The 13,905-nt window shown below is 74.3% G+C and carries 10 protein-coding genes; 4 read left to right on the forward strand and 6 right to left on the reverse strand.

What is annotated here, in order from left to right; all coding sequences use genetic code 11:
• Nucleotides 1-35: 35 nt before the first annotated feature.
• Together OHQ87_RS01695 and OHQ87_RS01700 are read right to left on the reverse strand one after the other, a co-directional pair.
• On the reverse strand, nucleotides 36-1,823 hold the full coding sequence (locus OHQ87_RS01695; protein ID WP_328348709.1) for a RelA/SpoT family protein: 1,788 nt from the start codon (nucleotides 1,821-1,823) through the stop codon (nucleotides 36-38).
• 127 nt (nucleotides 1,824-1,950) lie between these two features.
• Nucleotides 1,951-3,708 carry a DEDD exonuclease domain-containing protein gene (locus OHQ87_RS01700; RefSeq protein ID WP_328344269.1) on the reverse strand — a complete coding sequence of 586 codons (1,758 nt, stop codon included), beginning with the start codon at nucleotides 3,706-3,708 and terminating at the stop codon, nucleotides 1,951-1,953.
• 127 nt (nucleotides 3,709-3,835) lie between these two features.
• On the opposite strand from OHQ87_RS01700, the gene OHQ87_RS01705 reads away from it, so the two are divergent.
• The 4 genes from OHQ87_RS01705 (at nucleotide 3,836) to OHQ87_RS01720 (ending at nucleotide 8,663) form a co-directional block, all read left to right on the forward strand.
• Nucleotides 3,836-5,266, forward strand: a complete 1,431-nt coding sequence (locus OHQ87_RS01705) for an NYN domain-containing protein (protein ID WP_328344271.1) — start codon at nucleotides 3,836-3,838, stop codon at nucleotides 5,264-5,266.
• 495 nt (nucleotides 5,267-5,761) lie between these two features.
• Entirely contained in the window at nucleotides 5,762-5,971 is a 210-nt protein-coding gene (locus tag OHQ87_RS01710) for a hypothetical protein (RefSeq protein WP_328344273.1), read from the forward strand.
• A 296-nt stretch (nucleotides 5,972-6,267) separates the two neighbouring features.
• On the forward strand, nucleotides 6,268-7,527 hold the full coding sequence (locus OHQ87_RS01715) for a M48 family metallopeptidase (RefSeq protein ID WP_328344275.1): 1,260 nt from the start codon (nucleotides 6,268-6,270) through the stop codon (nucleotides 7,525-7,527).
• Complete coding sequence (locus tag OHQ87_RS01720) at nucleotides 7,524-8,663, forward strand: glycosyltransferase family 4 protein (protein WP_328344277.1); 1,140 nt, start codon at nucleotides 7,524-7,526, stop codon at nucleotides 8,661-8,663. Before OHQ87_RS01715 ends, OHQ87_RS01720 begins: the two co-directional genes overlap by 4 nt.
• Nucleotides 8,664-8,753: 90 nt before the next feature.
• On the opposite strand, the gene OHQ87_RS01725 is transcribed toward OHQ87_RS01720, so the two are convergent.
• From OHQ87_RS01725 to OHQ87_RS01740, 4 genes are all read right to left on the reverse strand, one after another.
• On the reverse strand, nucleotides 8,754-10,514 hold the full coding sequence (locus tag OHQ87_RS01725; RefSeq protein ID WP_328344279.1) for a putative bifunctional diguanylate cyclase/phosphodiesterase: 1,761 nt from the start codon (nucleotides 10,512-10,514) through the stop codon (nucleotides 8,754-8,756).
• Nucleotides 10,507-11,316 (reverse strand): SAM-dependent methyltransferase, encoded by an 810-nt coding sequence (locus OHQ87_RS01730; RefSeq protein ID WP_328344281.1) that lies wholly within the window; start codon nucleotides 11,314-11,316, stop codon nucleotides 10,507-10,509. Before OHQ87_RS01730 ends, OHQ87_RS01725 begins: the two co-directional genes overlap by 8 nt.
• A 207-nt stretch (nucleotides 11,317-11,523) precedes the next feature.
• Nucleotides 11,524-12,192: a response regulator transcription factor gene (locus OHQ87_RS01735; RefSeq protein ID WP_007072219.1), complete on the reverse strand. Its 669-nt coding sequence runs from the start codon at nucleotides 12,190-12,192 to the stop codon at nucleotides 11,524-11,526.
• A 7-nt stretch (nucleotides 12,193-12,199) separates the two neighbouring features.
• Entirely contained in the window at nucleotides 12,200-13,891 is a 1,692-nt protein-coding gene (locus OHQ87_RS01740; protein ID WP_328344283.1) for a GAF domain-containing sensor histidine kinase, read from the reverse strand.
• Nucleotides 13,892-13,905 lie beyond the last annotated feature (14 nt).

The following is a 13,905-nucleotide window of genomic DNA, read 5'->3' on the forward strand; positions in this document are numbered from 1 at the left end:
GTCGCCGGGCGGGCGACGGTCGGACCCGACCGGGCTCACTGTTGATGGTCGACCAGGTCGATGAGCTGGCGTACCACGGTGTCCGGCTCGACCGCCCGGTCGAAGACCGCGACCAGCAGGGTCTCCAGGTCGGGGTAGCCCAGCTCCTCCGACAGCCGCAGCAGCGGCAGGTCACTGGCCAGCCCACGGTCGTGCTTGCGCAGGGCCAGGCCGATGGTGGCCCGACCCAGGCGTACCTTGTCGGCGATCGAGATGCCGGGCTCGGTGTGGTCGGTGAACCAGCGGCTGATCTGCATCTGCGCGTGTGGTGACTTCACGAAGTCGAGCCACTCGCGACGGGGGCCGCGGGGGGCGGCGTCCGCCTCGAAGCCGCTCTCCGCGTCGTTCTCCGAGAAGATCTCCACCACGTCGCCCTCGTCCAGTTCGGACGCCAGCGGCGCGAGCCGGCCGTTGATCCGCGCGGCGAGGCAGTGGTCACCCCGCTCGGTGCCCAGCTCGTACGCCAGGTCGACAGGGGTGGCACCGGCCGGGAGCAGCACCTGCCGGCCGTCGGCGACCACCTGGATCTGCGCCTCGGCCAGGTCGCACCGCAGCGACTGGAGGAACTGGGCCGGGTCGGGCGCCTCCTGCTCCCAGTCGAGCACCCGGCGCAGCCAGGAGAGCTGGTCGGTGTTGCTGGCCCCGGTGGCGGCGCGGGGGAAGCGGAAGTCGGCGGCCACCCCGTACTCGGCGCAGCGGTGCATCTCCCGGGTGCGGATCAGCACCTCGACCGTGCGGTCCTGCGGGCCGCAGACACTTGTGTGCAGGGAACGGTAGAGGTTGTTCTTGGGCGAGGCGATGAAGTCCTTGAACCGGCCGGGGACCGGTCGCCAGCTCCCGTGCACCGCGCCGAGGGCGGCGTAACAGTCGGTGGCCGGGCCGTCCACCACGATCACGATCCGGGGCAGGTCGTACGGGACGGCGTGCCCGCCGGCCACGGTGTCCTTCCAGATCGAGTAGAGGTGCCGGGGGCGGACGCTCACCTCGGCGTCCACCCGGCTGCGGCGCAGTGCCACCTTGGCCTGGGCCACCACGTCGTCGAGGTAGGCGTCCCAGCCGGACCGGTCGTGCACGTGCCGGGCCAGCCGGGCGTGCTCGTCGGGCTCCAGGTGCAGCAGCACCACGTCGTCGAGGTCCCGCTTGAGGGTCTGGATGCCGAGCCGGTCGCAGAGCGGGACCAGCACCTCCTGGGTCTTGCGGGCGATCCGCTCCCGGGAGGCGGCCGAGCGGACCCCGAGGGTACGCATGTTGTGCAGCCGGTCGGCCAGCTTGATGATCAGCACCCGGACGTCCTTGCCGGCCGCGATGATCATCTTGCGGATCGTCTCCGCCTCGGCCGCCTTGCCGTAGAACGCCTTGTCGAACTTGGTCACCCCGTCGACCAGGTGCGCCACCTCGTGGCCGAAGTCCTCGCTGAGCGCCTGGAGGGTGTAGCGGGTGTCCTCCACCGTGTCGTGCAGCAGCGCCGCGACCAGGGTGGTGGTGTCCATCCCGAGGTCGGCGCAGATCTGGGCGACCGCCAGCGGATGGGTGATGTACGGCTCGCCGCTCTTGCGGAACTGACCGCGGTGCATGTTCTCGGCGATCGTGTACGCCCGGCGCAGCACCGACGAGTCCGCGCTGGAGTGGATGCCACGGTGGCTGCGGACCAGCTGCGTCACCGGGTCGGCGTCGTTGGCCGGCCAGCTCAACAGGGACCGGAGCCGCCGGGTCAGGGGCAACTCGCCCGGCTGGGCCGGGAGCGCACCCCCCAGGGCGGCGCCGTGTCCGGCGTCGACGTCCACGTGGGACACCTCCTCACCCCGGCTCCAGGCCACCGTACCCGGCAACCGGAAGCAGGCCCACGAAACGGGCAGGACTGCACTCCCTTAACAGCCTAAGCGAGGCGGGGTAGTCCGATCGGTCACTTGCTCATGAGCGTTCGGTCGAGAGTTGGTGCGACCCGCCGCCCTCGGCCTTCGCCAACAGGTCACGGAACCGCCCCGCGCCGGCCACCGGGGAGGACCAGACGGAGGTCATCTCCACCAGCCGGGTCTCCGGTCGCTCCAACCACGACAGGATCCGCTCGGTCTCCTCGGCGGTGGCCCGGGGCACCGGCCCGTGCCCACCCGGTTCGACCGTCTCGGCGGTGGCCCGGATCGCGGTGATCGTCGGTCGCGGGTGGACGCCCGGCGGAGACACCCCGGCACCGGCGAGCCGTCCGTACCGCACCAGCGCCAGCTCCCAACCGCCCCCGGTGGCGGGCCGGGCGGCGGCCAGCTCGCCGATCCGGGTCAGCGCGGCCAGCCGCTGCATCCGGACGGCGGCCCGCAGCACCGCCGCCAGCCGGGACCGCACCACCGCCGCCTCCTCGTAACGGTGCGTCGCCGCCAGTGCCTCGATCCGGGCCAGCAGGGCGTCCACCACCACCTGCGGGTCGCTGGTGGTGGCGGTGCGGAACGGCGCGACCGCGCGGTCGTCGTACTCCTCGGGGGTGATCTTGTGCTCGCAGGGTGCCGGGCAGCGGCCCAGCTCGGCCAGCGCGCAGGCCGGCGTGACCGTGCGCAGCGACAGCCGGTGCGTGCACTGGCGCAGCGGCACCGCGTCGTGGAACCCGGCGGCGGCCAGTTCGGCGGCCTGTTTGGAGCGGAACGGACCCAGGTAGGCGGTGTCGCCGGGGGCCAGGCCGCGCACCACCGACAACCGGGGGTAAGGCCCGTCGGTCAGCTTGAGCCACACCATCCGCTCCGGATACTTCGACCGGCGGTTGTACGGCGGCGCGTGCGCGGCGATCAACCGCAGCTCGCGTACCTCCGCCTCCAGCGGGTGGGCGCACTCCACCGCCTCCACCCGTTCGGCGGCGGCCAGCATCTCCGACATCCGGGCCCGCTTCTCGGCGGCGGTGAAGTAGCTGCGGACCCGGGTGGCGATGTCGCCGGAGGTGCCGACGTAGAGCGGCCGGTCGTCGGCGGCCCGGAAGATGTAGACCCCGGGCACCCTGGGCAGCCCGTCGGCCAGGTGCCGCTTGCGCCGCTGGGTGGGGGTGACCGCACGGGCGAACTCGATCGCCTCGCCGACCGTGTCGACCCGGTGCCCACCGAGCCGGGCGATCAGCCCGTGCAGCACGTCCACGGTGGCTTTGGCGTCGTCCAGCGCCCGGTGGGTGGGCTGGGTGGTGGTGCGGAAGTAGGCGGCCAGGGTGCCGAGCTTGCGGTTGGGCACCTCGTCGCGGCTGAGCACCCGACGGGCCAGCGCCGCCGTGTCCAGCACCCGTGGGTTGGGCCAGCGGTAGCCGTGCCGGGCGCAGGCGGCCTTGAGGAACCCGACGTCGTAGGGCGCATTGTGGGCCACCAGCACGGCGTCGGCGAGGAACTCCAGGAAACTCGGCAGCACCTGCTCGACCGGCGGGGCGGGGACCAGCATGGCCTGGGTGATCCCGGTCAGCACGGTGATGAACGGCGGGATCGGCACCCCCGGGTTGACCAGGGTGCCGAGCACCCCCAGCTCCTCGCCGCCGCGCACCTTGACCGCGCCGATCTCGGTGATGCCCCCGCCGTCGGGTGAGCCGCCGGTGGTCTCCAGGTCGACCACCACGAACGTCGTCGCGTACAGCGGCAGGGCCGGATCGACGCCGCCGGCCGACTGGTCCAGACCGGCCAGGGTCTGCTGGACGTACTCCCCAGGTGCCACGGGCGGCAGGCTAACCGTTTGGTGCGACACTCCCGTCACCGCAGCCCCAGGGGCCCCTGCCGGCATAGGATGAGAGATCGGCTCACTCATCCGGCGGTGGGCCCGGTCGCGGTGGGAGACTTGCCCCATGCCCCTCACCGAGCCGTACGACGACCACCTCCCGGAGGAGGGGTCGTCCGCCGCCGCGCCCGAGGCCGGCGGGGACCTGGGTGCGGGGGCGCCCGAGGCCGACCCGGAGCCCACGCTGCCGGAGCCGGAGCCCACGCTGCCGGAGCCGGTCCGGCAGCGGATCGTGGCGCTCACCGCCGCGGTCCTGCCCGGCCTGCCCGGCGACGAGGTGCCGGTGCCGCTGCGCCGGGTGGCGAAGTTCGCCCCGAACCGCCGGGCCCGACTTGGCGGTTCGGTCATCGCCGCCCAGCTCACCGCCGATCCGCTGTTCCGGCAGCGGGTCACCGCCCGGGTGCTGGCCGACGCCGGTGACCTCGGCGCGGCAGTGGTCGAGGGCACCGCGCCGGCCGCCGCCGACCCGGTCGAGGTGGCCGCCCTGGCCTACCTGGTCCGCCCCCGGGGCTGGCGGGAGCTGATCGACGCCAGTGGCGCGGCGGTCCGCGCCGAGGCGGACAGCGCGGTCGTCGCCGAGCTGGTCCGGGAGGCAGAGCAGCGGGCCACCCGGGCCGAGCACGACCGGGCGGTGGCCCGGGTGGAGGCGGAGAAACTCCGCGACGAACTGGCCCGGGTCCGCGAGGAGCTGGGCCAGCTCCGGGAGGAGAGCCGTCAGCTCCAGCGCAACCTGCGGGAGACCCAGGCCCGGGAACGCCGGGCCAACGAGCTGCTCGCCACCGAACGCGGCCGGGCCACCCGGGCCGCCGCCGACAGCGACGCCGAGCTGCGCCGGGCCCGGGCCCGACTGGCCGAGGCCGAGGCGGCGGCCGGGGTGGCCAAGGCCAGCGCCAAGGAGGCCCGCTCGGTCGACGACGCCCGGCTGTGGCTGCTGCTGGAGACGATCGGCCAGGCCGCCGTGGGGTTGCGCCGGGAACTGGCCCTGGACCCGGTGGACAAGCTCCCCGCCGACTTCGTGGCCGACGCCTTCACCGATGCCCCGGTCACCGCCCAGAGCGGGCCGGCGACGCGCGCCCGGGACACCGACGACCCGGCCCGACTCGACCAGCTGCTCGCCCTGCCCCGGGCGCACCTGGTCGTCGACGGTTACAACGTCACCAAGCGCGGATTCGGCGAGATGTCCCTGGAACAGCAGCGGAAGCGGCTGATCACCGGGTTGGGCGGGATCGCCGCGCAGACCGGTGACGAGGTGACGGTGGTCTTCGACGGGGCGGAGCGGATGCACGGCCTGCCGCCCACCCCGCGTGGGGTGCGGGTGCTCTTCTCCCGCAAGGGCGAGACCGCCGACGAGCTGATCCGCCGGCTGGTCCGGGCCGAGCCACCTGGCCGCCCGGTGGTGGTGGTCTCCTCCGACCGCGAGGTCGCCGACGGGGTACGCCGGCACGGGGCGTACCCGCTGGGCGCCGACTCGCTGCTGCGCCGGCTGTCCCGCTCCTGAGGCCGCATCACCGATCGCATGGAACCACCTGCGGTGTGGTTCCTGCGAAGGTCAGGGTGGTGCGGGCCGGTCAGGAGCGACGGTGTCGGGCCGGGGCGCTGGTGCTTCCGACGATGGCGAACCGTGCCGCTGCCTCGGGGAGGGTGATACCCGCGCGTACCGGTATGCCTGTCGGGCATAAATATGCCTGACAGGCATACCACCCTCTCGAAGTGGTGGGTCATCGCCGCCGCGCGCCGCGCCGCCGCGCCGCCGCGGCCGGCAGGCGGGGTCAGGTCTCCCGGCAGGCCGAGCCGGGCGGGGAGGGCCCCCGGCAGTGGGCCTTCGCCATCTGCGAGCTGTCGGTGCGCGCGGCATGGGGACGGTCGGTCCCGAGGAGTTGATCACCGGTTGTCCGATTGTGTCGTACCCGATGGCTAGTGTCCGACCTGACCGACGGTGCTCGGGTGGTGACGAGGGTCTTCCGCCTGACGCCGCACTGCGTCAGGAGGCACGATGCTCATCGACTGCGACGGTTGCCGGGTCCGGGGCGCGGGCTGCGCCGGCTGCCTGGTGACGGCCCTGCTCGACACCGACTCGCCGGCCGCCGGCCTGGGTGTCGCCGAGCACCGGGCGATCGAGGTGCTCACCCGCTCCGGCTTCGAGGTGGAGGTGCTGGCCCACGAGACCCACCGCGCCCGGCCCACCCACCGCCGGGTCGCCTGACCGCCGCCGCCCGCCGGAGGAGGCCGCGCCGCGCCGCCGGCCCGCTGGCCCGCCGGCCCGCTGGCCCGCTGGCTGCCGGTCTGCGGCCCGGGAGCCCGCCGGCCCGGCCCCCAGGCCCCGGCCCGGGAGCCCACCGGCCGGGGCCTGGGAGTCGACGGTCATTTCGGGTGGGCCCGGGGCACACACCGCGCCGGAGCCACGTCGGCGGGCCATAGGATGGGCGCTCACGGCGGGAGGAGCGGCGGCATGACACGGGTACGACGCCACACCCGCAGGCCCGCTCGCGGGGCGTCGAGGTGACCCCGCGCGGCTGGGCGGTGCTCACCCTGACGGCGTTGGTGCTGGCCCTGCTCGTGGTCGGGGTCCTGCTGGTCCCGTGGCACCGCCCCCCGGCGCCCCGGGCCGATCAGCTCGCCGCGCTGCGTGACCTGCCCACCGACCAGGTGGCCAGGGGGCGGGCGTTGCAGGCGGCCCTGCGCCCCGGCCGCTACACCGGGCTGGCCGTCGGGCTGCTGGTGGCCCTGCTGCTCGGGCTGACCCCGCTCGGCGCCCGGCTGGTCGAGTTGGCCGGGCGGCCCTTCGGCGACCACTGGATCGCCCGCGCCGTGCTCGGCGGGATCGCCGTGGTGCTCGTCGCCGACCTGCTCACCCTGCCCTTCGCCGCCTGGCGGCAGTCGGTGCTGACCCGCTACGGGCTGAGCACCCAGGGCTGGGGCGGCTGGACGGTCGACCTGCTCAAGTCGTACGCGCTCAGCGCGGTCGTCGCCGCAGTGGTGCTGCTCGGCTTCTACACAGTCACCCGGCTCGCCCCACGCTGGTGGTGGGCGTTCGGGGCGGTCGGCGCGGCCGGGCTGGTCGTGCTGCTCTCCTTCGTGCTGCCGGTGCTGGTGGAGCCGGTGTTCAACAGGTTCACCCCGATGGAGCAGGGCCCGCTGCGCACCGAGCTGACCGCGCTGGCTGCCCGCGACGGCGTACCGGTGCGAGACGTGCTGGTCGCGGACGCCTCCCGGCGGACCACGGCGGTCAACGCGTACGTCTCCGGTCTGGGGCCGACCCGGCGGGTGGTGGTCTACGACACCCTGCTGCGCGAGGCCACCCCTGCCGAGGTGACGAGCGTCGTCGCGCACGAGCTGGGCCACGCCAAGGACCGGGACGTCTGGACCGGCACGGTGACCGGCGCGCTCGGTGCCGCCGCCGCGGTCGTGGCGCTCTACCTGCTCGGCTCCTGGACGCCGCTGTTGCGCCGGGCCGGCGTCGACTCGATAGCCGAGCCCCGGGCGTTCGCGCTGCTGATCGCCCTGGTGACTGTCGTCGGGCTGGTCGCCGGTCCGGTGCAGGCGCTGATGTCGCGCCGGGTCGAGGCGCGTGCCGACGCACACGCGATGGCGCTCACCGGTGACCCGGCCACCTTCGAGGCGATGCAACGCCGGCTCGCCGGGGTCAACCTGGCCGACCCGGACCCGCCCCGCTGGGAATACCTCTGGGCGGCGTCGCATCCGTCCACGGTGGAGCGGATGGCCGCCGCCCGCGCGTACGCCCGGGAGGCGGGCCGGTGAGTCGTACCCTGCTGGTCACCAACGACTTCCCGCCGCGCCCCGGCGGCATCCAGTCGTTCGTGCACCAGCTCGCCGTCCGCCAGCCGCCCGGGTCGGTGGTCGTCTACGCCTCCAGCTGGCGGGACGCCGCCGAGTTCGACGCCGCGCAGCCCTTCCCGGTGGTCCGGGACGCCACCCGGGTGTTGCTGCCCACCCCGCGGGTCGCCCGCCGGGCCGCCCGGCTGGCCCGCGAGCACGGCTGCGACACCGTCTGGTTCGGTGCCGCAGCCCCGCTGGGTCTGCTCGCCGGTGGGCTGCGGCGGCGCGCCGGCATCCGCCGCGCGGTCGCGCTGACCCACGGCCACGAGGCCGGCTGGGCGGCCCTGCCCGGGGCCCGCGCCGCGTTGCGCCGGATCGGCCGGGACACCGACGTGGTCACCTACCTGGGCGACTACACCCGGGTACGGCTGGAACGCGCCCTGCACGGCGTCACCGAACTGCACCGGCTCGCCCCCGGGGTCGACGTGGACATCTACCACCCGTCGGTGGACGGCGCACCGGTGCGGGCCCGGCTCGGGCTGACCGACCGGCCGGTGGTGGTCTGCGTCTCCCGGCTGGTCCCGCGCAAGGGCCAGGACATGCTGATCCGGGCGCTGCCGACGATCCGCCGTCGGGTGCCCGACGCGGCGCTGCTGGTGGTCGGCGGTGGTCCCTACCGGGCGACGCTGGAGAAGCTGGCCCGGCAGACCGACGTCGAACGGGACGTGGTGTTCACCGGTTCGGTGCCGTGGTCCGAGCTGCCGGCCCACTACGCCGCCGGTGACGTCTACGCGATGCCGTGCCGCACCCGCAACCGGGGCCTGGACGTCGAGGGGCTGGGCATCGTCTACCTGGAGGCGTCGGCGACCGGGCTGCCCGTGGTGGCCGGCGACTCCGGCGGCGCACCCGATGCGGTCCGCGAGGGCGAGACCGGGTACGTCGTGCCGGGCCGCGACGTCGCCCTGCTCGCCGACCGGGTGGCCACCCTGCTCGCCGACCGGGACCTGGCCCGGCAGCTCGGCGCGGCCGGGCGGGCCTGGGTGGAGAAGGAATGGCGCTGGGAGACCCAGGCCCGACGGCTGACCGACCTGCTCGCCGGCACCACCTCATCCGGCTGAGCGGCCGCTGACCCGACCTCGCCGGGCGGCACCGCCCCGGCATGCGTCCCCACAGCGTCCGGCGCCGTGCCGGTCAGCCCGGTCGGCGGATCAGCGGATCTGCTCGAGGATGCGGGCGGCGGGGGCGGGTCGGCCGAAGTGCCAGCCCTGGCCGGCGTCGCAGCCGATGGCCCGGAGCAGGTCCGCCTGGTCGGCGGTCTCCACCCCCTCGGCGGTGACGGTCAGGTCCAGCGCGTGGGCCAGCGACACCAGCGAGGCCAGAATCCGTTCGTCGGTGCGGCTGGCCGGGTCGACCTGCGGGGTACGCAGCCCGGTCACGAACTCGCCTGCCATCTTCAGCTCGGTCACCGGCAGGTCCCGCAGGTAGGCCAGGTTGCTGTAGCCGGTGCCGAAGTCGTCGATGGCGATCCGGACCCCCAGGTCGTTGAGCACCCGCAGGGCACGCACCGGGTCCTCCGCGCCGGCGCTCATCATGGTGCTCTCGGTGATCTCCAGCTGGAGCCGTTCCGGCGGCAGGCCGGTCTGCGCGAGCAGCCCGCGTACCTCCTGCACCAGATCCGGGCGGTTCACCTGCCGGACGGCGAGGTTGACGCTGACGAACGGCGCCGGCCGGCCGCCGGCCGCCCAGCTCTCCGCCTCCCGGCACGCCTCGGCGAGCACCCAGCCGCCGAGTCGTACGATCAGCCCGGTCTCCTCGGCCAGCCCGATGAAGCTGTCCGGGCCGAGCACCCCCAGCTCGGGGTGCCGCCAGCGGACCAGCGCCTCCACCCCGAGCAGGGTGCCGTCGCGCAACGACGTCAACGGCTGGTAGTCCAGGAAGAACTCGCCCCGGTCCAGGGCGGCGGGGATCGCCGCCGACAGGGCGTACCGGGCCAGCTCGGTGCGGTGCCGGGCCGGGTCGAACAGCGCCCAGCGGGCACCACCGGCCGCCTTGGCCCAGTGCAGGGTGCTGTCGGCGGCCCGCATCAGCTCGCCCGGGGTGGTGCCGGCCACCGGCCGCTCCACGATGCCGACGCTGGCCGTGACGCTCAGCTCGTGCCCGTCGACCAGGACCGGCTCGCCGACCGCCGCCAGCGCCGCCTCGGCCGCCTTGACCACGTCGTCGGTGCCGTCGGTCCGCTCGACCAGGATGACGAACTCGTCGCCGCCGAGCCGGGCCACCAGGTGCTCGCCGAGCGCCCGGCGCAGCCGCCGGGCGACCTGCACCAGCAGCGCGTCGCCGAGCTGGTGGCCGAGGGAGTCGTTGACCACCTTGAACCGGTCGAGATCGAGGAAGCAGACGCCCACCCGGTCGGCCCCCCGCGCCGGCTCGGCGATGGCGGCGGCGAGCCGCTCGGTGAACAGGGTGCGGTTGGGCAGGTCGGTGAGGGGGTCGTGGGTGGCCTGGTGGCGGAACCGGGACTCGCTGTCGCGTAGTGCCCGTTCGGCCTGCGCGCGGGCCACCATGGCGGCCCGGCGGATCGACTCCTGCTCGTCGAGCGTCCGGTCGCGCAGCGCGCGGGCGTATCCGGTGGTGACGGTGGCGAGGAGCCGGGCCAGCCGGTCGGAGACGTCGTCGCCGACGAGGCCCAGGTCGCGCAGCAGCCGGAGCTGGATGACCTCGACGGTACGGCCCAGGCCCTCGGCCGAGGCGATGTGCGCGGCCACCAGTTCGGCGCCCACCTGGTGGCCGACGCGCGGGTCGAACGGCTCGGCGCGCAGCGCGGCGGACAGCCGCACGGTGAGCCGTTGCAGCAGCGCCTCCAGCTGGGCCTGGGTCATCGGCAGGTAGCTGGTGCCGGAGACCGCCTTGGCCCAGGCACGGGCGAAGGTGCCCGGGCGGGACGCGCCGGGGGTCGCCGGCTCACCCATCGAGACGCCCGACGCCGCCGAGGAAGACGGCCTGCTCGGCGTCCTCGGCGCTCTCCGGCGTCTCGGGCCGCCACTGCGGCACCCAGACCACCCCCGGATCGACCAGGGTGAAACCGTCGAAGAAGGCGGTCAGCTCGGCCCGGCTGCGGATGCACAGCGGATTGTCGGTGCGGCGGTAGACCCGTTCCGCCTCGGTCCGTTCCGCGCCGCTGCGGCTGTCGTCGCTGGCCTGGGAGAGGACCAGGTAACTGCCCGGGGCCAGCGCCGCGCGCAGGATGCGCAGGGTCTCCTCGGGATGGTCTGCGTGCGGGATGAAGTGCAGCACCGCCACCACCATCACGGCCACCGGTTGGGAGAAGTCGATCATCCGGTTGACCTCGGGGTGCCGCAGGATCGCCTCCGGGCGGCGCAGGTCCTCCCGGACGACTGTGGCGTTGCGGTTGCCGGCGAGGATCTCCTGGCTGTGCGCCACGGCGACCGGGTCGACGTCGACGTAGACCACCCGGGTGTCCGGGGCGGCCCGCTGCGCGATCTCGTGCACGTTGCCGACGGTGGGGATGCCGGAGCCGATGTCGAGGAACTGGCGGATGCCGGAGTCGACCAGGTGCTGCACCACCCGGCGCAGGAACGCCCGGTTGGCCTGGGCCATCAGCGGCGCGTCGGGCACCGCCTCCACCATCGCGCGGGCGGCCACCCGGTCGGCGGCGAAGTTGTGCGAACCGCCGAGATAGTAGTCGTACATGCGGGCGACGCTGGGGCGCTCGATGTCGATGTCGTCGGGTGCCCAGTCCGGTCGCTGCATCCCCAACCCCTTTGTCGAGTAGCACCACGAGGGTCGTCACCTGCGCGGTTCACCCGGGTATTGTGCCCCTCCGCTGCGCAGGTGCAAAGAGAGTGATCAGTGCGCGATCGTCCCCTCACCGCGCGCAGTCGGAGCCGGCGGTTGGGGTGGTCAGGCCCGGGTCCGGCGGTGGACCCGGGCCTGTGGCCCGGCGGGTGCGACCCGCCTTCAGAACTTCGGGGCGTCCGGCGCCTCGAGCAGGCCCAGCCGCAGGGCGGTCATCAGCGCCTGCGCCCGGTTGGCCGCGCCCAGCTTCTCGTAGAGCTTGGAGATGTGGGTCTTGGCGGTGGACTCGCTGACGAAGAGCTGCTTGGCGATGCCGGCCACGCTCATGCCGTCGGCGAGCAGCCGCAGCACCTGACCCTCGCGGGGGGACAACTGCGGGCCGGACGGGGCCAGCCGGCGCTTCATCGCCTCGGCCAGGTCGGCGGCGGTGAACGCGCTGGGGGAGGAGGCGGCGTGCCGGGCGGCGGCGACCACCTCGTCGGCCGGCGCGGTCTTCGGCACGAAGGCGCTCGCCCCGGCCTCCAACGCGCCGAAGAGCTGGTCGTCACCGGCGTACATGGTGAGCACCACGATGCCCATCGAGGCGCTGGACTTGCGCAGCGCCCGGGTGGCCTCCAGGCCGCTGCCGTCGGGCAGCCGCAGATCCATGATCACGACGTCCGGTTGCAGCGCGCCGGCCTGGCGCACGCCCTCCGCCGCCGTGGCGGCCTCGCCGACGACCTCGAACTGACGGTCACGCTCGAAGGCGTGCCGCAGCCCCTTGCGGATCAGGTCGTGATCGTCGACAAGGAGGACCTTGGTACGGGTGGCCGGTGTCGGGCTTGTGGTCATCCTCGAATTACTCCACTTCTGCTGCTGCGCTGCCACGCACGTTATCGCGCCGGGGCGACGAACCCACCACCACCGCCACGGTCGTTCCGCTGGGTTGCCGGGGACTGATCTCCAGCCGGCCCCGGATACGTTCCGCCCTCTCTGCCATGATCGCAAGACCGTAGTGACCGTCGGTGCGCTGGTCACCGATGCCGTGACCGTCATCCGACACTTCAATTTGGGCGTACGGGGGGTCCACCTCACAGGTGACCCAGAGATTCGACGCCCCGGCGTGCTTGCGGGCGTTGGTCACCGCCTCCTGCGCGATGCGCAGCAACTCGGCCTCGGTGGCGGCGGGCAGCCGGGCGGTCGACTCGTCGAGCGACAGGTGCACCCGCAGCCCGCCGGACGCGCCCACGGTGCGGGCGTACTCGGCGATCGCCGCCGCCAGGCCGCCGTGCCGGTCCACCTCGCTGCGCAGCTCGAACAGGCTCAACCGCAGCTCGGTGATCACCCGGGTCACCTCGCCGCGCAGGGTGCGCAGCGCCTCGGCGGTCTCCTTCGGGTCCTCGTCGACGTAGGCCAGGGCGTTGTCGATGCCGTAACCGACCATCACCAGCTCCTGTGCCACCCCGTCGTGGATCTCCCGGGCCAGCCGCTGCCGCTCCTCGTTGGTCGCCAGCGAGCGTACGTCGTCGAAGAGGAGCGCCGCCTCCAGCCGCAGCGCGGCCGGGCCGGTCAACGCGGTCACCCGGGACACCACAGGCGGTGGGTAGGCGTGCGCCGCGTCCGCCTCCAGCACCACCAGGCCGACGGTACGGACCCCGGCGACCAACGGCACGATCAGCGCCGAGACGTCGCCGCCGGTGTGCGAGCGGGCCTGCGAGCGGGCCGAGGTCTGCGGTTGCTGGCTGGCCCAGGCGTCGGCGATCGCCGAGTCGGCGTCCAGCGTCGTCTCCCAGTCGACCCGGTCCACGCCGACCTGGGCGAGCACCACCAGCCGCCCGCCGCCGCTTGCCGACAGCACCGCGCCCCGGTTGCCGGGGGCGACCGTCCGCAGCTCCTCCAGCAGGTGCTCGGAGATGCCGCCCGGGTCGAGGGTGGCCCCGGGCAGCTGCCGGGCGACCGTCCGCAGCTGGGTCAGCAGCCGGGTCGCCTCGGCGTACGGCTGGGGCTTGCTCTCGGCCCGGACCTGCATCACCTGGTGCAACGTGCCGGCGGCGTAGAGGCCGAGCCCGGCGAGGATCAGCCACTGCGCGCAGACCGCCAGGTAGCCCGGTTGGCCGAGCTGCCGTCCGCCGTCGACCTCGGTGAATCCACCGGCCACCAGCAGGGTGGCCGCGGTGACGCCGAGCAGCACCGCGCCCTCGCGGAACTGCCGGCGCAGCGCGGTGACGGTCACCGGCACCGCCAGGTACGGCAGCACCGCCGACGCGCCCAGCCCGCCGACCGACGAGCCGAGGGCGGAGGCGACGGCGACCTGGCTGGCGGCCAGCCCGATCACCAGCGCCTCGGCGAGCCGGCTCAGCGGGCCGAGCAGCCGGTGTTCGGGGGCCAGCAGGGCGGGTGCTCCGGCGGCGGCCAGCAGGGCGATCCACCAGAGCTGGGCGGGATCGCGGGTGGCGATCAGGGTCAGGACGCCGACCAGCGCGAGCATCACCGCACGCGCGGCGGCGGCGAGGGGACGCGTCTGGGGGCGGACGGCTGTGGAGGCGGACACGTGACGGATCGTAG

The organism is Micromonospora sp. NBC_00421 (genome assembly GCF_036017915.1).
Classification (GTDB): domain Bacteria; phylum Actinomycetota; class Actinomycetes; order Mycobacteriales; family Micromonosporaceae; genus Micromonospora.

Excerpts from the sequence above, each read along its gene's own strand:
- OHQ87_RS01705 (WP_328344271.1), top strand. The coding sequence starts at position 3,836 with ATGCCCCTCACCGAGCCGTACGACGACCACCTCCCGGAGGAGGGGTCG.
- OHQ87_RS01710 (WP_328344273.1), top strand. The coding sequence starts at position 5,762 with ATGCTCATCGACTGCGACGGTTGCCGGGTCCGGGGCGCGGGCTGCGCC.
- OHQ87_RS01725 (WP_328344279.1), bottom strand. The coding sequence starts at position 10,514 with ATGGGTGAGCCGGCGACCCCCGGCGCGTCCCGCCCGGGCACCTTCGCC.
- OHQ87_RS01730 (WP_328344281.1), bottom strand. The coding sequence starts at position 11,316 with ATGCAGCGACCGGACTGGGCACCCGACGACATCGACATCGAGCGCCCC.
- OHQ87_RS01735 (WP_007072219.1), bottom strand. The coding sequence starts at position 12,192 with ATGACCACAAGCCCGACACCGGCCACCCGTACCAAGGTCCTCCTTGTC.